Here is a 16,301-nt window from a genome sequence, read left to right on the forward strand (position 1 = left end):
GTTCCCAGGAGCCCGGCGGGTCTGTCAGGGCTGGTAGAAGATCCGGTCGCGGTACTCCGCGAAGACGCGGGCGTTCCACTCGTGGCCGCCGTCGACGTTGCCGGAGCGCAGCAGCGGGGGTTCGATGCCGCGGTCGGCGAGGGTGGCGGCGGTGGTGGCGAGGACCGCCTGGAGCAGGGCGCTGGTGACGACCGTGGAGGCGGGGGCGAAGGGGGCCGGGATGGTGTCGAGGGTCAGCTCGGCGTCCCCGACGGAGATCTTCGAGTCGAGGACGACGTCGCAGTGGTCCATGAGGTAGGTGCCGGAGGAGTGCCGGGAGGTGGTCTGCTCGGCGTACGCCACCGAGGTCACGCCGATGACCCGGGCGCCGAGGTCGCGGGCGCCGATGGCCATCTCGACGGGCATGGCGTTGCGGCCGGACAGGGAGATGATCACGAGGGCGTCGCCGGCGCGCAGGGGCGAGGTGTCCAGGACGGCGGTGGCGAGTCCTACGACGCGTTCCAGGCGGGAGCCGAGCGTGGCGGGCATGACGTCGACGCCGACGGCGCCGGGGACGGCGAGCAGGTTCATGAGGGCGAGGCCGCCCGCGCGGTAGACCACGTCCTGGGCGGCGAGGGAGGAGTGCCCGGCGCCGAACGCGAACAGCCGGCCGCCGGCGGTGACGGTGTCGGCGAGCAGGGTGGCGGCGGCGCCGATGGCCTCGGCCTCCTCGGCGCGGACCCGTTGCAGGAGGCCGATGGCGGCGTCGAAGAACAGGTCGGCCGGCGTGCCGTCGCTCATGCGGTGCCCCTTCGCAGCGTCTGTGTCGCGGATCACCCTCCGGTCTGGACCATCTCGGTGTCAATACGGCCGGTGCGCAGGCGGCCGCACGGGGTTGCCGAACTGCCGGTCCGGGGCCCGTTCTGGTTCCCGTTCCGCCGGTGTCCCCCGCTTGTCAGTGGGATCCGGCAGAATTGGTGTCAGGGCCAGCGCACGCGGCCGGGCTTCCGGCAGAGGTAATCGAGGGGCACGAATGTCCGGACTGATCGACACCACGGAGATGTATCTCCGCACCATCCTCGAGCTCGAAGAGGAAGGCGTGGTCCCCATGCGCGCCCGCATCGCGGAGCGGCTCGACCAGAGTGGGCCGACGGTGAGCCAGACGGTGGCGCGGATGGAGCGGGACGGTCTGGTGTCCGTCGCCAGCGACCGCCATCTGGAGCTGACCGACGAGGGCCGCCGGCTGGCGACGCGGGTGATGCGCAAGCACCGGCTCGCCGAGTGCCTGCTGGTCGATGTGATCGGCCTGGAGTGGGAGCAGGTGCACGCGGAGGCGTGCCGCTGGGAGCACGTGATGAGCGAGGCGGTGGAGCGGCGGGTGCTTGAGCTGCTGCGGCACCCGACCGAGTCGCCGTACGGCAACCCGATCCCGGGTCTGGAGGAGCTGGGCGAGAAGGACGGCGCGGACCCGTTCCTCGACGAGGGCATGGTGTCGCTGGCCGACCTGGACCCGGGCGCCGACGGCAAGACCGTGGTCGTACGCCGGATCGGGGAGCCCATCCAGACCGACGCGCAGCTGATGTACACGCTGCGGCGGGCGGGTGTGCAGCCCGGTTCGGTGGTGAGCGTGACGGAGTCGGCCGGCGGGGTGCTGGTGGGCAGCGGTGGTGAGGCGGCCGAGCTGGAGGCGGACATCGCCTCCCATGTGTTCGTCGCCAAGCGCTGAGCGCCGTAGCCGGAGCGCCGTTCAACTTCCGTTGTTCGTGGGGGAGTTGGCGGGTCTTTTCGGCGTTCCTCCCCGGTGTGTCGAACGCGTCGAATCGGAGATTCAGTGCGTCGAATCGCAGCGCCCATCCGTTTCGCGTGCGAGGCTGTCGCGTGAGGCATATGACCTGAGGGGGCGGGGAGGATGTGCCGAAGGCGTGGAGACGGACGTGGAGATGGACCTGGGTTTGGCCCCGGCACCTTGCGGTGCCGGGGCCTGTCCTCCCCAGTGCTGACCCGGAGCCCCGAGCTCTCAGGGTCATCCCCTCGGACCGTTTTCCCCGAGCGGTCCGCCCCCCGCAGAACAGATCCCCTCGGTGGCGCCGATCATGCCTGGGGAGGGGTCACTCGAACGAGGGGTGTTGCCCGTAGGAGCCCGATTTTCGAATAGGCATTCGATAGTCTGCAGTGGTAGCGAAGCATCACGAAGCGACATCGCGAAGCGATCCGAAGCGATCCGAGGCGACACTAGGCACGCGGAGCTAGGGGGGTGCCAGGCCCATGGCACGGCGCATCGACGTGACAGGAGCCGGCGGCGTACACCTCGCCGCCTGGGAGTTCGCGGACCCGCCCAAGAAGGACGACCCGGAGCGGTCGTCGCACGGCGTGCTGTTACTGCACGGCCTGATGGGCCGCGCCTCGCACTGGGCGTCCACCGCCCGCTGGCTCTCCGAGCGGCACCGGGCCGTCGCGCTCGACCAGCGCGGCCACGGCCAGAGCGACAAGCCCCCACAGGCCGTGTACACCCGTGAGGCGTATGTCGAGGACGCCACGGCCGCGATCGAGCAGCTGGGCCTCGCCCCCGCCGTGCTCATCGGCCACGCCATGGGCGCGCTGACCGCCTGGCAGCTCGCCGCGAAGCGCCCCGAACTGGTCCGGGGCGTGATCATCTGCGATATGCGGGCCTCCGCGCTCGGCGCGGCCTCGCAGCGCGAGTGGGCCGACTGGTTCAGGTCCTGGCCCGTGCCCTTCGCCACGCTCGCCGACGTCCGCAAGTGGTTCGGTGAGGACGATCCCTGGGTGGAGCGGCCGAACCCCGCGCGCGGGGAGTTCTATGCCGAGGTCATGCACGAGTGCGGCGACGGCTGGCGGCCGGTCTTCGATCCCGACCAGATGCTGAGGTCCCGGGAGACCTGGGTGTACGACGCGCACTGGGAGGAGCTGGCCCAGGTGCCGTGCCCCGCGCTGGTCGTGCGCGGGGTGGACGGGGAGCTGGGGCGGGCGGAGGCGCAGGAGATGGTGCGGGTCCTGCCCAGGGGGGAGTACGCGGAGGTGGCTGATGCCGGGCACTTGTTGCCGTACGACCGGCCTGAGGCCTGGAGGGCGGCTGTGGAGCCGTTTCTTGAGCGGGTGGGGGAGTGAAGAGCGCCCAGTGGGGTGGGGGAGTGGGTACTTCGGCGGGTGCGGGTGCGTTGTGGCTGGTCGCGCAGTTCCTCGCGCCCCTAAAGGGGCTATCCCTTGCTGACAGCTGTCAGGATTTCCGGGAGATTTGCCGCCGTGCGCGGTGCCGCGCCCCGTAGCCCCGCCCAGGTGATCGTCGCCCCGTACGCCGCCCCCACGGGCAGCAGCGCCCAGGTCCAGTTCTCGCCGCCCGCGCTGACGTTCAGGGCGATCGTCAGGGCGATGACGGGGGCGCACAGGAGGGCCGCCGACACCATGCCGCCGAAGATGGCGATCCAGGCGAGGCCGGTCTGGCCGGCGGCGACGTTGCGGTGGCCTTCCTGGGGGATGGAGTAGGGGAAGCGGGCCGAGGTCCAGGCGCCGGTGGCGAGCATGGCGCCGAGCAGGGCGAAGGAGAGGCCGAGGACCTCGGGCAGCCGGGGCCAGTCGCCCAGCATGGCCGTGGTCAGGACGGTCACCAGGGTCGCGTACGGCAGAGTGATCACCAGCAGGGCCAGCGCCCGCCCGCGCAGTTCGACGTAGGCGTCGCGCGGGGACGAGATGGTCATCGCCACCATCCAGAAGGCGGAGGTGTCCTGCCCGAACTGGTTGTACATCTGGATGCCGAGCATGCCGGCGGCGAAGCAGGCGAAGTAGATCGAGCCGGTGCCCTGCAGGGCGTTGAAGACGGGGACGATCAGGCCGATGGCCAGCGAGGTCACCCACGCGGCCTTGGTCTTGGGGTCGCGCCAGACATAACGCAGGCTGCGCGCCATGACCGTGCCGGTGCGCCCGGAGGGCAGCAGCCGCCCCGGGCCGCCGCCCGACGACGCGCCCCGCCCGGCGGAGCCGGGTTCCTGGAGCGTCGAGCCGTCCGGGGCGGTCATCAGCCGGGTCAGGGTCCGCGCCCAGGCGCCGACGAGCAGCGCCAGCGCGGCCGCGGACAGGGCGAGTTGGAGGACGGCCTGCCCGTACGCCCCCTCGCTCGCCGAGCGCACCGCCCCGATCGCGGAGGCCGGCGGCAGCCAGCGCACCACGTCGGCCACCGGCGCTAGCTCCCCGAGCCCGGCCGAACCGAGGCTCCGCGCCCCGAAGTTGACCAGCTGCGCGCCCACCGCGATGACCAGGCCGCTCAGCACGGCCAGGTCGCGTCCCTTGCGGCTGGTCAGCAGCCGTACGTTCGCGGCCGCGACGGACCGGGCGAGGGCCACGCACACCAGCAGCGCGAGGACGACGCCGACGACCGCGACGCCGTACCCCGCCGCCCCGTGCGCCACGGACACCGCGCAGCCCGCCAGCAGCACCAGCGTGAACAGCGGGCCGATGCCGACCAGCGAGGCCGCCAGCAGGGCCCGGACCAGCGGGACCGGCCGCAGCGGGAGCAGCACCAGGCGGGTGGGGTCCAGCGTCTCGTCGCCGCTCGGGAAGAACAGCGGCATGAACGCCCACCCCAGGGCCAGTACGGCGGTCGCCAGGACGGCCACCGCGTCCGCGTGCGCGTGCCCGCGCAGCAGGACCAGGCCCAGCAGCTGCAGCGCCGCGAACAGCAGCGCGACGACGGCCGACGCGATGAACGCGGCACGGCGGCCGCCGGACTGCCGCAGCCCGTTCCGCAACAGCGACAGCTTCAGCCGTACGACGGTGGAGGTCACGTCCGTCATCGGGCCGCCCCGCCGCCCAGCCAGTCCAGGTCGGAGGCCGTGTCCCGGCCGCTCGCCCCGACCAGCTCCAGGAAGGCGGCCTGGAGGTGGGGATGTTCCCCGCGTACTTCCTCCAGCGTCCCCGTCGCGCGGATCCGTCCGGCCGCCAGCACCGCGACCCAGTCGCACAGCGACTCGACGAGTTCCATGACGTGGGAGGAGAAGACGACGGTCGCGCCGGAGGCGGTGTAGCGCTCCAGCACGCCCCGGATGGTCTGCGCGGACACCGGGTCCACGCCCTCGAACGGCTCGTCCAGGAAGAGGACTTCGGGATTGTGGAGGAGAGCGGCGGCGAGCCCGATCTTCTTGCGCATGCCGGTCGAGTAGTCGACGACGAGTTTGTGCTGCGCCCCGGCGAGATCGAGCACGTCCAGCAACTGCGCGGCCCGCTTGTCGACCTCCGGACCGGGGAGACCGCGCAGCCGCCCGGAGTAGCCGAGCAGTTCGCGTCCGGAAAGCCGCTCGAAGAGCCGTAGCCCCTCGGGCAGCACACCGATCCGGGCCTTCACCGCCACCGGGTCCCGCCACACGTCGTGCCCGACCACCTCGACGGACCCCTGATCCGGCCGCAGCAGCCCGGTCACCATGGAGAGAGTGGTCGTCTTCCCGGCCCCGTTCGGCCCGACCAGCCCGACGAACTTCCCGGCAGGCAGCGACAGATCGATCCCGGCTACGGCGACCTGCTGCCCGAACCGCTTCCAGAGCCCACGCACACGCACGGCATCGGTCATGAGTGAACCCTACGGTGGGAGGGGCGGCGCAGGGGCGGGCGCAGCCATGTAGCTGACGGGACCACAGCGCCCCGTCAGGGGCGCGGGGAACTGCGCGATCAGCCACAACGCACCCGCGGCCGCCGACGAAAAGGCACCCGGCAACCCAATAGGCGCGCTACCGATCCCGCCCGCACGCATAGGCCAACGGCGAGATCAACTCCTCCGCGTCCGGCAGCCACCGGTTCGCGGCCGTCGGCCGGCAGGCCCACTGCACGGCCCCCCGCGACCCGTACCGCGTCGGCGGCGCGGGTACGTACGCCCCCTCGCCCAGCGCCATGAGGTCGAGCGAGGCCGGGGACCAGCCCAGCTTCCGTACCAGCTCCGGGACCTTCACCGAGGCCCCGGGAAGCACGAAGAACTGCATCCGGCGGTCCGGGGTGAGCGTCACCGGCCCGAGCGTCAGCTCCATCCGCTCCATCCGGGCGAGCGCGAGAAACCCCGCCGTCTCCGGGACGGACAGCGCGTCGAAGGTCCGCCCCGTCGGCAGCAGGATCGACGCCGTCGGCTGCTTCTGCCACATCCGGCGCGCGACCGTCGCACTACCGGTGGCCTGCGTCGCCCAGTCCGGGCGCGCTGCGTGCGCGCCGGGCGCGCCGCACGCGACCTCCCCGCAGGAACAGCGTTGCACCCCCTCGACCGCTTCCAGCCACGTGCCGGGGAAGACGTCCCAGTGGCGCTCCTCGGCGTAGCGTACGGCGGTCTCCAGCAGCGATTCCCCGCGCTGCTTCGGAATCTGAGCGGCTTCGGTTCCGGCGATCGTCTCTTCCACGCTCAACACAACTCCCGCACCCACCTGGAGTTACGGCCGTAACGCGCGCGGGGGAGGAGCATCTTCTCCGCAACTGGGGCGCATGGATGCACGTGTGGGGGCGCGCAGGAGGAACCGGGGCGTGAGCGGGTAGTCACAAGTGGGGGGTTGGCGGCGGTCGTCCCCGCAGTTCCGCTGCCTTTACCCGGCAATCCTCGCATGTCCCGCATTTTCGGTATGTCCGCTGGGCAGTGATCGCAAAGGCCGGATCTTTTCCCTACAGGGAGTTCGCAGGGGGTACGCCATGGCCGCAAGGCCGCTTGTCGCGCGGCAGCCGAACGAACGGTTGCAGGCGCTCATCCAGGAGGCGGGGTGCTCGAACGCCGGGCTGGCCCGCCGGGTCAACATGTGCGGCGCCGAGCACGGTCTCGACCTGCGGTACGACAAGACGTCCGTGGCGCGCTGGTTGCGCGGCCAGCAGCCGCGGGGCCGGGCGCCCGCGATCATCGCCGAGGCGCTGGGGCGGAAGCTGGGCCGTACGGTCACGATCGACGAGATCGGCATGGCCAACGGCAAGAACCTCGCGTCCGGTGTCGGTCTCCAGTTCTCGCCGACGGTACTGGGGGCCATCGAGCAGGTCTGCGAGCTGTGGCGCAGCGACGTGGGGCGCCGGGACTTCCTGTCCGGTTCCTCGGTCGCCGCGTCCGCGCTGGTGGAGCCCAGCCGGGACTGGCTGATCTCGGCACCGGACGCGCAGGTGGCGCGGCAGGCGGGGCCGCGGGTCGGGCAGTCGGACGTCGCGGCCGTGAAGGCGATGACGCAGGCGCTCACCGACCTGGACCACCAGTTCGGCAGCGGGCATGTGCGGCCGGTCGTCGTGCACTACCTCAACAGCGTCGTCTCCGGGCTGCTGGCCGGCTCCTACCGGGAGGCCGTGGGGCGGGAGTTGTTCGCCGCCGTCGCCCGACTCACCGAGCTCGCCGGGTACATGGCCGTCGACACCGGCCAGCCCGGACTCGCCCAGCGGTACTACATCCAGTCGCTGCGGCTGGCGCAGGCGGCCGGGGACCGCGGCTACGGCGGCTATGTGCTCGCCGCGTCCATGAGCCACCTGGCCGCGCAGCTCGGGAACCCGCGGGAGATCGCCCAGTTGGCGCGGGCGGCGCAGGAGGGGGCGCGGGGTCGCGTCACCCCGCGCGCGGAGGCGATGTTCTACGCGGCCGAGGCCCGCGGCCACGCCCTGCTGGGCGACGCGCGGTCGGCGCAGCTGGCGTCCGGGCGGGCTCTCTCCGCGATGGAGGCGGCCGATCCGTCCTCCGGGGACGACCCGGCGTGGATCGCGCACTTCGACGAGGCCTACCTGGCCGACGAGTTGGCGCACTGCCACCGGGACCTGGGCCAGGCCGAGGCGGCCGCGCGGTGCGCCCGGCAGTCGCTGGACGGGCACCCGGAGAAGCGGGCGCGGCGCCGGGCGATCGGCTATGTGCTTCTCGCCACAGCCCAGGTGCAGCAGCGCGAGATCGAACAGGCCTGCGCCACCGGGACGAAGGCGGTGGAGCTCCTGGAGACGGTCCGCTCCAACCGGGGCGCCGAGTACCTGGAGGACTTCCAGCAGCGCCTGGAGCCGTTCCGGGACGAACCGGTGGTCAGGGAGTTCGGGGCGCGGCTGGATCTGCAGGCGGCCGCGTGAATTCATGCCCCGCGGTTGCGTGAACGTGCGGGAAACCACACCTTGCCGTGCAAGAGGTGGCATATACAGCGCACCGCGGGGCGGTTCTGTTACTGCCGTCACAGGGAACAAGATCGCGCCCTTGGCTGCGTGGCACCTTGCTGAGGGGACCCGGTAGCGTGAGCCGACGATTCACAAGGTCCCCCATTAGTAGGAGTCCCGGTGACGCAGAGTGGACAGGGCGAGCCCGCACGCGAAGGCATCGTGCTGCCCTCCGACGGAGGCGAGCCCCTGCTGCCGGGCATGACGGGCGGCCCCGTGCCGATAGCCCCCGCCCAGGCCCCGGCCCCGCCGGCCGCGCCCCCCGAGGGCCAGGCCTGGGGACAGCCGTGGGGTCCCGGGCACCAGCAGGGCGCCTCGCAGCCCCAGCAGGACTGGCCGCAGGCGGCGGGCCAGGAGTGGGGTTCCGCCGAGCTGCCGCCCGCCTGGAACGCCCAGTCCCACGCCGCCCACGCGCAGGCCCGCTCCGACGCCTCCGGCGCAGGCCCGCTCCCGCCGGAGACGGCCCCGGCACCGTCGTACGGCGGCTACGAGCAGTCGTACGGCTATGGTGCCCAGCCCCAGCAGTCCTACGGCGCCCCGGGCACGGCCGGTGACGCGCTGCCGCCGGCCGCCGGCCAGGACCCCTACGGCGCTCCGGGAGCCGCGCTGCCGCCCGCCGACCCGTACGGCGGTCACGGTGGCCACGGCGGGTACCCCGGGGCCCTGCCGCCCGCCGACGAGGGCGCCACCCAGTTCATCCCGCCGGTGCCCGCCGCGCCGGTGGACGAGGGGGCCACCCAGCTGATCCCGCCGGTCGGCCCCGGTGCGCTGCCGCCGGAGAGATCCAATGAGCAGACCACTTATCTCGGCCGGCAGTCCGCGCCCCCGGCGCACTCCGACGCCGAGGCCACCCAGTACATAGCGCCGTACCCGGCGGGAGCCTCGCAGGGCGCCGACCGGCAGCCGCCCGCCGAGTTCGACAACCTCTTCCGCAGTGCCCCGGGCGGCGAGCCGCCGGCCGCGTCCACCGCCCAGCTGCCGCGCTTCCAGCAGCCCCAGCACTTCCAGCAGCAGCCGGGGTACACCCCGCCGCCCGCCGGCCCGTCGCCGTCGGTTTCGTATGACGACTACGACGACGGCGGCCGGGGCGGTCGCAACAAGTCGAAGGTGCCGTTGATCGCGGCCGTCGGGGTCGGTATCGCCGTCCTCGGCATCGGGGCCGGTGCCCTGCTCAGCGGGGGCGGCGGGAGCTCGGACGACGGCAACAAGACGGTCGCCGCGTCCGCCCCCGCCACCGACGGGTCCTCGTCGGCCGCGGCCGACCCGGCGAAGGCGCAGGCCGTCGCCCTGGACAAGCTGCTCGCCGACAGCGGCAGCAGCCGGGCCACGGTGATCGGCGCCGTCGCGAACGTGAAGCAGTGCAAGGACCTGGACGGCGCCGCCTCCGACCTGCGCGACGCGGCCAAGCAGCGCGCCGGTCTGGTCACCCGGCTCTCGCAGCTGTCCGTCGACAAGCTGCCGGACAACGCCGAGCTGACCGCCTCCCTCACCAAGGCGTGGCAGGCCTCCGCGAACGCCGACAGCCACTACGCGTCCTGGGCCGACCAGGCCAGGGGCAAGCACGGCTGCCGCAAGGGCCAGGCCCGCACCACCGGCCAGACCCTGGCCGGCAACCGGGAGAGCGGCACCGCCAGCAGCCAGAAGGCGAAGGCGGCCGCGCTGTGGAACACGATCGCGAGCAAGTACGGGCTGACCCAGCGCCAGCCGACCCAGCTCTGACCGGCTGACCGGCTGACCGGCTGAATGGCTGGCTGAGCGCGGGCCGGCGGGGGCGGATCAGCTGAGGTCCGCGTCTTCCAGGATCTTGGTCATGTCGAGGGCGTCCTTGTTCGCGGACTGCAGCAGGCCGCCCTTGACGGTCTGGACGTTCACGTCCGCGTTGACCAGCCGGGAGAAGCCGGCCGCGGCCAGCTTGCCCTGGTAGGGCCAGGTCAGGGTCGGGGTGAGACCGCCGGTGGAGACCTTCAGGCCGTCGTTGAGGGTGCGCCGCACGCTGTCGGCGGTCACCTCGCCGTCGCCGATCTTCTTCAGGGCGGCGACGAGGACCTGGTAGGCGATCCAGGTGGTCTGCACACCGGCGTCGGCCGGGTCGATCCGGTTGTCGCCGAAGGCCTCCTTGCTGATGACCTTCTTCATCTGGTCCCAGCGGGAGTCCGAGGCCACCGGGTACCAGCCGGTGATGTACGACCCCTCGTACGGGCCGGACGCGCCGCCGGTGGAGTTGATCACCGTCTGGTCGACGCTGCCGACCTCGGCGGCCGTCTTGACCTTCGGGTAGTCCTGGCGGGCGCGCTGGAAGTTGTCCATGAAGGTGGCCGTGCGGTCACCGAGCTCGGGCACCACGCAGCCCGTCTTCGCCGCGTTCGAGGTGGCGTTCTCCAGGGCCTTCTGGGACTGCTTGTCGTACTCGGTGAGGTCCTCGGCCGCCAGCTGGTCGATCGACTTGGCGTGGCCGCCGGCCTGCAGGCCCGAGTCGAGCAGCTGGGGCAGCTGGTCGCCGGCGATGCTGTCCGGGCGGACCAGGGTGACCGGGCCGCAGGAGTCGGCCAGCGCCTCCCCGAGTCCGGCCAGCAGGGTGAGCTGGCCGCCGTTGACCGGGTAGGAGACGGGGCTGGTGAACTCCTCGTTCGACACCCCGTAGCCGCCTATGTAGGGGGTGGCCGCGCCCTCCAGCGGGGCGAAGTAGGAGTCGCCGAACTGGCTGTAGGAACCGACGACGGCGACGACGTTCTGGTCGGCCGCGCGCTGCGCGCAGTTCGCCGCGCCCACGCTGGTGTTGTGGTCGTTGCAGGTGAGCAGCTTGAGCTTGTGCCCGTTGACCCCGCCCTGGGAGTTGAGCCAGCGCACGATGGCCGACGCCATGGCGGGCATGCCGGGCTTGTTGGTCGCGCTGGTCTGCTGCGGGGCCCAGGTCATGACCTTGATCTCGTCGTCCGCCGCGCTGGACAGCCCTGGGACGACGCCGCAGCCGGCGGCGAGCGACGCACAGGCCGTCATGGCCACCGCGGACAGGGCGGTGGCTCTGCGGCGCCGGTGGGCCGAAGGGGGGAAGGTGCTGCGCTGGTCTCGCCTGCCGGTCATGGACACGCACGATTCCGCCACATCACTAACCCGGAAGTGACCCTCGGTCAATGAGAGGTGACGTGCAGGTGAATTGCGGGGGCGGGTTACGGCGGTGTGACGCGGAACGTACGATCGATGACCGTGCAAGGTTCGGAGAACTCTTCCCGTCGTGGCCGTCGCTCCTCCACCATGGGCGACATGCCACTCAATGACATGCCGTGGTGGCGCTGGCGCAGCAATGTGCGCTCCGCGCTGCACATGCTTTCCGACCCGGAGTTCCAGCGGAACGTCTGGCTGGCCGGCCAGGACGGGTACGGCGATGTGACCGACGCGGTCTACCGGCTGGTCGAGGACACCTGGCTGGACAGCTGGTCGGCCGAGAAGTACGTCGGGACGATATTCCGCGACTCGCAGGAGGCGGCGCTCGTCGACACCGCCGTGCTGCGGGTGCTGCGGATCATGCACCAGGTGGGGCCGGACGCGCAGGTCTCCGCGTACCTCGACCACCAGGGGTGGCCGGACGCCGTCCGCGCCTCCCGGGACGCGCACATACGTCTGGCGACGAGCGACGGCGACGACCCGGACGCGCAGCCGCGCAGCCTCGAGGTGCTGCGGATCATCACGCGGGCGGCATAGGTCCGGCGTAGGTCCCGGCGCCGGTCCCGGTGCCGGTCCCCGGGCGTCCGCGTGGCGGACGGGGGCCGCCGGGGGCGGCGGGGCATGAGATTCTGTGGTGCATGACCGATCAGCCCACCCGAGCGCAGGCCGACCTGGCCGACCAGTACGTCCTCACCCTCTCCTGCCCGGACAAGCAGGGCATCGTGCACGCCGTGTCGAGCTACCTGTTCATGACCGGCTGCAACATCGAGGACAGCCAGCAGTTCGGGGACCACGACACGGGTCTGTTCTTCATGCGCGTGCACTTCTCGGCCGAGGCGCCGGTGACGGTCGACAAGCTGCGGGCCAGCTTCGCGGCGGTCGGCGACTCGTTCCACATGGACTGGCAGCTCAACCGGGCCGACGAGAAGATGCGCATCGTCCTCATGGTCAGCAAGTTCGGCCACTGCCTGAACGACCTGCTCTTCCGCGCCCGGATCGGCGCGCTGCCGGTGGAGATCGCCGCCGTGGTCTCCAACCACACCGACTTCGCCGAGCTGGTGGACTCGTACCACATCCCCTTCCACCACATCCCGGTGACGAAGGAGACCAAGGACGACGCGGAGGCCCAGCTTCTCGCCCTCGTCCGTGAGCAGGACGTCGAGCTGGTCGTCCTGGCCCGCTACATGCAGGTCCTCTCGGACGACCTGTGCAAGCAGCTCAGCGGCCGGATCATCAACATCCACCACTCTTTCCTGCCGAGCTTCAAGGGCGCGAAGCCGTACCACCAGGCGCACGCGCGCGGCGTCAAGCTGATCGGCGCGACCGCGCACTACGTCACCGCCGACCTCGACGAGGGCCCGATCATCGAGCAGGAGGTCGAGCGGGTCGGCCACGACGTCACCCCGGACCAGCTGGTCGCGATCGGCCGCGACGTCGAGTGCCAGGCGCTGGCGCGGGCCGTGAAGTGGCACGCGGAGCGCCGGATTCTGCTCAACGGCCGACGGACGGTCGTGTTCGCCTGAGGGGCGGGCCGGTTCGGTCGTAGGGCGGCTGCGGTGCGTGGGGGCTGGTCGCGCAGTTCCCCGCGCCCCTAAAAGCAAAAAGAAGGGGTGCTGAAGCAAGCGCCCCTTCAGGGGCGCGGGGAACTGCGCGAGCAACCACGAATCATCCGCAGCCGCCGACGCATCGCAACCCACCTCCCCCGTGGGCTACATACGGCTCAGGCTTGCCGCCGCGAAGAGGACGTCTCTGATCGCGGCCCGGTCACCGAGCTGACCCGCGGCCGCCTCCTCCGGCGGTACATGGCCCGCGGCCAGCCTGCAGAACTCCACGTCGTCCAGGGCCACGTGGGCCACCTCGAAGTCCTCCGAGCCCACCGCGCCGGGTGAGTCCAGGGGGATGAGCCACTGGCCGCCGCCGTTGCCCTCGATCTCCAGCCGCAGGCTGCGGCCGGGCGCCCCGGCGGGGACCAGGTGGGGGACCTGGCCGGGGGACGCGAGCCCGGCCCGGCGCCGGGCGGCGAGCGCCTCCGGCAGCATGCGGGCGGCGAGGTCGATCATCTTGTGCAGGTGCTTCGGGGCCGGCGGCCCGTAGGGGTAGTCCACGGCCTCCGCGATGTCCTCCGCGTGCACCCAGCACTCGAAGGCGCGGTCCAGCATCGCGTCGTGCAGGGGCAGCGCGAAGTCGCCGTACGACACCCCGAGCCGCCCGGCGCCGCCGCCGGTGAAGGAGACGGTCTGCACGAGCTGGTGGCTCTGCTCCCGCCAGGGCACCCGCACCGCGCGGGTCGGCGGGAAGTGCGAGCCCTGCCAGAAGGCCTCGGTGCGCCCGGCGGGACCCTGGCCGGGCACCTCGCCCAGCGGGTCGTCCAGGCCCAGCGCCACCGCCACCAGGCCGTCCACGGACAGCAGATGCGCGATGACCCCGGCGACCGTCGTACGGCGGGTCGCGGGCGCCGCGCCGTCGAACCAGCGCAGCCGCACCGGGGCGTGCCACTCCGCGTCGCCGATGTCCTGGAGCAGGGCGTCCAGGCGGGCCGTCTCGGCGTCGTAGGGCGCCGCCCACGAGGGGAGCGGGATCCGGGGCGGCCGGCGGTCCAGGCAGCTCTCCAGGACGCGGGTGCGCAGGCCCGGGTCGAGGTCGAGGCTCTCCGGCTGGTGCAGCAGCCCGACCGCCTCGCGCAGCCGCCGTGCCTCGTCCGCACAGGCGCCGCAGTCGCCGAGGTGGACCTCGACGGCGAGGGACTCCGCCGTCGAGCACGCGGCCAGCGCCCATGCCCCGAGGAGCGACTTCAGGACGTCGTGCGGCAACTCCAGCGGTACGGGCGGCAGGTCGGCCGGCGCGGGCAGCGGCTGTCCGCCGTCCTCGACGGAGGCCCGGGGCAGCGGTATGCGCGGCGGCCGGCCCAGGCCGCCACCGCCGTTGCCCGGGGCGTCGCCGTCCCCGGAGCCGGGGCCGTCGTGCGCCTCGAAGGCGTCGCTCACACGCCACCTCCGTATCCCGGCGGGGTCCCGGCGTCGTGCGCGGTGGACAGCAGTTGCAGGCCCAGGCGGAGCCGGCGGCGCGCCTCGTCCTCGGTGACGCCGAGGTCGGCCGCGGTCTGCCGGTAGTCGCGGCGCTGGAAGTAGGCGAGTTCCAGGGCGGCGCGCAGCGGGGTCGGCATGGAGTGGACGATGTAGTCGGCGCGGGCGGCGACGGAGGCGCGCAGCACCTTGCGCTCCAGTTCCTCCGTGGCCTCGGCGGAGCCGGTCTCGCCCGGGCCGAGCGCGGCGGTCTCGGTGGCCCGCAGCCGCTGCACGGCGAGCCGGTGGGTCAGCGCGGCGACCCAGGTGCGCAACGGGCCCTGCTTGGGGTCGTAGGCGTCGGGATGCTCCCAGACATGGGCGAAGACCTCGCGGGTTATGCCGTCGGCGGCGGTCTCGTCGCCGAGGACGCGGTGGGCGAGGCCGTGCACGAGCGAGGCGTAGCGGTCGTAGAGCTCACCGAGGGCGGCCGCCTCGCCGCGCGCGAGCCGCTGCTGCATCTTGCGGTCCCAGCGGGGCGGTGCGTCCTTCTTCGCCATGCGGCCCCCTCCCCGTGCCCGTGTCCAGCGTGTCTCCACCGTCTCCTCGAATGTAGTCGGCACGTCGGACAACGCACGCCCCTTTGTGGCAATGCGCGCCCCCTGACGGACGGCGGATGGTAGTGGGCCCTCCCTGTGGTCCTCCGGGGCCTCCGGGTCCTCCGGGTCCTCCGGGTCCTGCAGTCCTCGCTCGACCCTTCTGTTTCCGATCGAACAGGATCGGCAGTGACTGAAACAAGACCCTTCCTGATCGTCGCTCGTTTGTCATCCAGTGTTTCGGGGCACCGCCGCTGGGCAGCCGCGCGAAAAGAAGCGTAGGAACTTGCTCCGTTTCCGGGCGGTTCCGGAGATCCGGCGAGCGGAGGGCTGAGCCGTGGCTTTCAAGGTGATCGGCGTCGAGCAGGGTGAGTGGGCCGTGCTCGGGGTGTCGGGCGAACTGGACCTGGTGACCTCGCCGGCGCTGCGCCAGCGGGTGCACGACGCGGTGGCCGAGGGCCACCACAGCCTGGTCCTGGACCTGTCCGACGTCTTCTTCTGCGACTCCAGCGGCGTCGGCGTCCTCATCGCCGCCCGCCGCCTGATCCGCTCCTGCCGGGGCCGGCTGCGGCTGATACTGCCCGCCCAGGGCGCGAGTGACGGTTCTCACGTCAACCGGGTCCTCGGCGCCCTCGGCGTACGACGGCTGTTCGACGTGTACCCCGACATCGACAGCGCGACGGCGGACGGCGAGGAGGACCCGCTCTCCGCGTAGCCGCCCCGCGCCCGTCACCCCGGCTCACCCCGGTGTTCCGGAACGCCCATAGCCGACGATCACGGCAGTGCCACATTGTTGTCGCAGAATTCCCCCGGTCTTGGCACAAGCGTGGTTTTCCCGCTCCCGGGCCGCCCGCGGCGTCGTACGCTCCCTGCGAGATGAACCCCCACGTCACGTAAGGCGGCCCGAACAGACATGGTCAGCACCGAGTACGAGCGACGGATCGCCGCCCGGTTCGCAACCTTCGACCAGGACGGCAACGGCTGGATCGACCGCGGGGACTTCAACGCGGCGACCAAGGCACTGCTCGCCGAGTTCGGCACCCCCGCCCGCTCGGGCCAGGGCCAGGCCCTGTACGCCGGCGCGGAGGCCTTCTGGCAGGGCATGGCCGGCATGGCGGACCGGGACGGCGACCAGCGCATCACCCGCGAGGAGTTCGTGAGCGGCGCGGTCAAGCGGCTGCACGACAACCCCGACCGGTTCGGCGAGATCGCCCGCCCCTTCCTGCACGCGGCCCTCGCCCTCGCGGACACCGAGGGCGACGGCACGGCCACCGTCGCCGACACCGCGCGCGTGCTGCGCGTCCTCGGGGTGCCCCCGGAGCTCGCGCGGGCGGTCGCGTCCGGCCTCGACATCGACGGTGACGGCAGGGTCGCCGAGACGGAGATCGTCCCGGCGTTCGCCCGCTACTTCACCATCCCGGAGTAG

The 16,301-nt window shown here is 72.3% G+C and carries 15 protein-coding genes; 8 read left to right on the forward strand and 7 right to left on the reverse strand.

Going from position 1 to position 16,301, the window contains the following annotated elements:
• Window positions 1-24: 24 nt before the first annotated feature.
• On the reverse strand, window positions 25-780 hold the full coding sequence (locus ACIPSJ_RS29095) for an SIS domain-containing protein (protein WP_401350512.1): 756 nt from the start codon (window positions 778-780) through the stop codon (window positions 25-27).
• A 232-nt stretch (window positions 781-1,012) separates the two neighbouring features.
• On the opposite strand from ACIPSJ_RS29095, the gene ACIPSJ_RS29100 reads away from it, so the two are divergent.
• Window positions 1,013-1,705 (forward strand): metal-dependent transcriptional regulator, encoded by a 693-nt coding sequence (locus tag ACIPSJ_RS29100; protein ID WP_355708894.1) that lies wholly within the window; start codon window positions 1,013-1,015, stop codon window positions 1,703-1,705.
• Window positions 1,706-2,244: 539 nt separating this feature from the next.
• On the forward strand, window positions 2,245-3,105 hold the full coding sequence (locus ACIPSJ_RS29105; protein ID WP_359207225.1) for an alpha/beta hydrolase: 861 nt from the start codon (window positions 2,245-2,247) through the stop codon (window positions 3,103-3,105).
• 89 nt (window positions 3,106-3,194) lie between these two features.
• Here the strand turns inward: ACIPSJ_RS29105 and ACIPSJ_RS29110 are convergent, their stop codons facing one another.
• The 3 genes from ACIPSJ_RS29110 to ACIPSJ_RS29120 all read right to left on the reverse strand — a co-directional run bounded on the left by ACIPSJ_RS29110 (window position 3,195) and on the right by ACIPSJ_RS29120 (window position 6,374).
• Window positions 3,195-4,784, reverse strand: coding sequence for a transporter (locus ACIPSJ_RS29110; protein ID WP_401350514.1), 1,590 nt, complete (start codon window positions 4,782-4,784; stop codon window positions 3,195-3,197).
• Entirely contained in the window at window positions 4,781-5,554 is a 774-nt protein-coding gene (locus ACIPSJ_RS29115) for an ABC transporter ATP-binding protein (protein WP_359207219.1), read from the reverse strand. The genes ACIPSJ_RS29110 and ACIPSJ_RS29115 overlap by 4 nt, the downstream gene beginning before the upstream one ends.
• A gap of 157 nt (window positions 5,555-5,711) precedes the next feature.
• Entirely contained in the window at window positions 5,712-6,374 is a 663-nt protein-coding gene (locus tag ACIPSJ_RS29120; protein ID WP_359207216.1) for a bifunctional DNA primase/polymerase, read from the reverse strand.
• A 274-nt stretch (window positions 6,375-6,648) separates the two neighbouring features.
• On the opposite strand from ACIPSJ_RS29120, the gene ACIPSJ_RS29125 reads away from it, so the two are divergent.
• Both ACIPSJ_RS29125 and ACIPSJ_RS29130 read left to right on the forward strand, forming a co-directional pair.
• Window positions 6,649-8,034, forward strand: coding sequence for a transcriptional regulator (locus ACIPSJ_RS29125; RefSeq protein ID WP_355708884.1), 1,386 nt, complete (start codon window positions 6,649-6,651; stop codon window positions 8,032-8,034).
• Window positions 8,035-8,235: 201 nt separating this feature from the next.
• On the forward strand, window positions 8,236-9,834 hold the full coding sequence (locus ACIPSJ_RS29130) for a hypothetical protein (RefSeq protein ID WP_401350516.1): 1,599 nt from the start codon (window positions 8,236-8,238) through the stop codon (window positions 9,832-9,834).
• A gap of 57 nt (window positions 9,835-9,891) precedes the next feature.
• On the opposite strand, the gene ACIPSJ_RS29135 is transcribed toward ACIPSJ_RS29130, so the two are convergent.
• Window positions 9,892-11,196 carry an ABC transporter substrate-binding protein gene (locus ACIPSJ_RS29135; protein ID WP_359207209.1) on the reverse strand — a complete coding sequence of 435 codons (1,305 nt, stop codon included), beginning with the start codon at window positions 11,194-11,196 and terminating at the stop codon, window positions 9,892-9,894.
• 117 nt (window positions 11,197-11,313) lie between these two features.
• Between ACIPSJ_RS29135 and ACIPSJ_RS29140 the strand changes: the two genes are divergently transcribed.
• Complete coding sequence (locus ACIPSJ_RS29140; RefSeq protein ID WP_401350519.1) at window positions 11,314-11,814, forward strand: hypothetical protein; 501 nt, start codon at window positions 11,314-11,316, stop codon at window positions 11,812-11,814.
• A 101-nt stretch (window positions 11,815-11,915) separates the two neighbouring features.
• Entirely contained in the window at window positions 11,916-12,800 is an 885-nt protein-coding gene (purU, locus tag ACIPSJ_RS29145) for a formyltetrahydrofolate deformylase (protein WP_359207203.1), read from the forward strand.
• Between the two features lie 186 nt (window positions 12,801-12,986).
• Here purU and ACIPSJ_RS29150 read toward each other — a convergent pair whose 3' ends face one another.
• Both ACIPSJ_RS29150 and ACIPSJ_RS29155 read right to left on the reverse strand, forming a co-directional pair.
• On the reverse strand, window positions 12,987-14,261 hold the full coding sequence (locus ACIPSJ_RS29150) for a maleylpyruvate isomerase N-terminal domain-containing protein (RefSeq protein WP_401350522.1): 1,275 nt from the start codon (window positions 14,259-14,261) through the stop codon (window positions 12,987-12,989).
• Window positions 14,258-14,839: an RNA polymerase sigma factor gene (locus ACIPSJ_RS29155; protein ID WP_401350524.1), complete on the reverse strand. Its 582-nt coding sequence runs from the start codon at window positions 14,837-14,839 to the stop codon at window positions 14,258-14,260. The genes ACIPSJ_RS29150 and ACIPSJ_RS29155 overlap by 4 nt, the downstream gene beginning before the upstream one ends.
• Window positions 14,840-15,212: 373 nt before the next feature.
• Here ACIPSJ_RS29155 and ACIPSJ_RS29160 point away from each other — a divergent pair, with 373 nt between their 5' ends.
• Both ACIPSJ_RS29160 and ACIPSJ_RS29165 read left to right on the forward strand, forming a co-directional pair.
• Complete coding sequence (locus ACIPSJ_RS29160) at window positions 15,213-15,590, forward strand: STAS domain-containing protein (RefSeq protein WP_401350527.1); 378 nt, start codon at window positions 15,213-15,215, stop codon at window positions 15,588-15,590.
• A 198-nt stretch (window positions 15,591-15,788) separates the two neighbouring features.
• Window positions 15,789-16,301: an EF-hand domain-containing protein gene (locus tag ACIPSJ_RS29165; RefSeq protein WP_359207191.1), complete on the forward strand. Its 513-nt coding sequence runs from the start codon at window positions 15,789-15,791 to the stop codon at window positions 16,299-16,301.

The sequence above is a fragment of the Streptomyces sp. NPDC090088 genome (assembly GCF_044747345.1).
Classification (GTDB): domain Bacteria; phylum Actinomycetota; class Actinomycetes; order Streptomycetales; family Streptomycetaceae; genus Streptomyces.

Coding starts and splice junctions, on each gene's coding strand:
- ACIPSJ_RS29105 (WP_359207225.1), top strand. CDS start 2,245: ATGGCACGGCGCATCGACGTGACAGGAGCCGGCGGCGTACACCTCGCC.
- ACIPSJ_RS29115 (WP_359207219.1), bottom strand. CDS start 5,554: ATGACCGATGCCGTGCGTGTGCGTGGGCTCTGGAAGCGGTTCGGGCAG.
- ACIPSJ_RS29165 (WP_359207191.1), top strand. CDS start 15,789: ATGGTCAGCACCGAGTACGAGCGACGGATCGCCGCCCGGTTCGCAACC.
- ACIPSJ_RS29110 (WP_401350514.1), bottom strand. CDS start 4,784: ATGACGGACGTGACCTCCACCGTCGTACGGCTGAAGCTGTCGCTGTTG.
- ACIPSJ_RS29100 (WP_355708894.1), top strand. CDS start 1,013: ATGTCCGGACTGATCGACACCACGGAGATGTATCTCCGCACCATCCTC.
- ACIPSJ_RS29135 (WP_359207209.1), bottom strand. CDS start 11,196: ATGACCGGCAGGCGAGACCAGCGCAGCACCTTCCCCCCTTCGGCCCAC.
- ACIPSJ_RS29095 (WP_401350512.1), bottom strand. CDS start 780: ATGAGCGACGGCACGCCGGCCGACCTGTTCTTCGACGCCGCCATCGGC.
- ACIPSJ_RS29155 (WP_401350524.1), bottom strand. CDS start 14,839: ATGGCGAAGAAGGACGCACCGCCCCGCTGGGACCGCAAGATGCAGCAG.
- ACIPSJ_RS29125 (WP_355708884.1), top strand. CDS start 6,649: ATGGCCGCAAGGCCGCTTGTCGCGCGGCAGCCGAACGAACGGTTGCAG.
- purU (WP_359207203.1), top strand. CDS start 11,916: ATGACCGATCAGCCCACCCGAGCGCAGGCCGACCTGGCCGACCAGTAC.
- ACIPSJ_RS29140 (WP_401350519.1), top strand. CDS start 11,314: ATGACCGTGCAAGGTTCGGAGAACTCTTCCCGTCGTGGCCGTCGCTCC.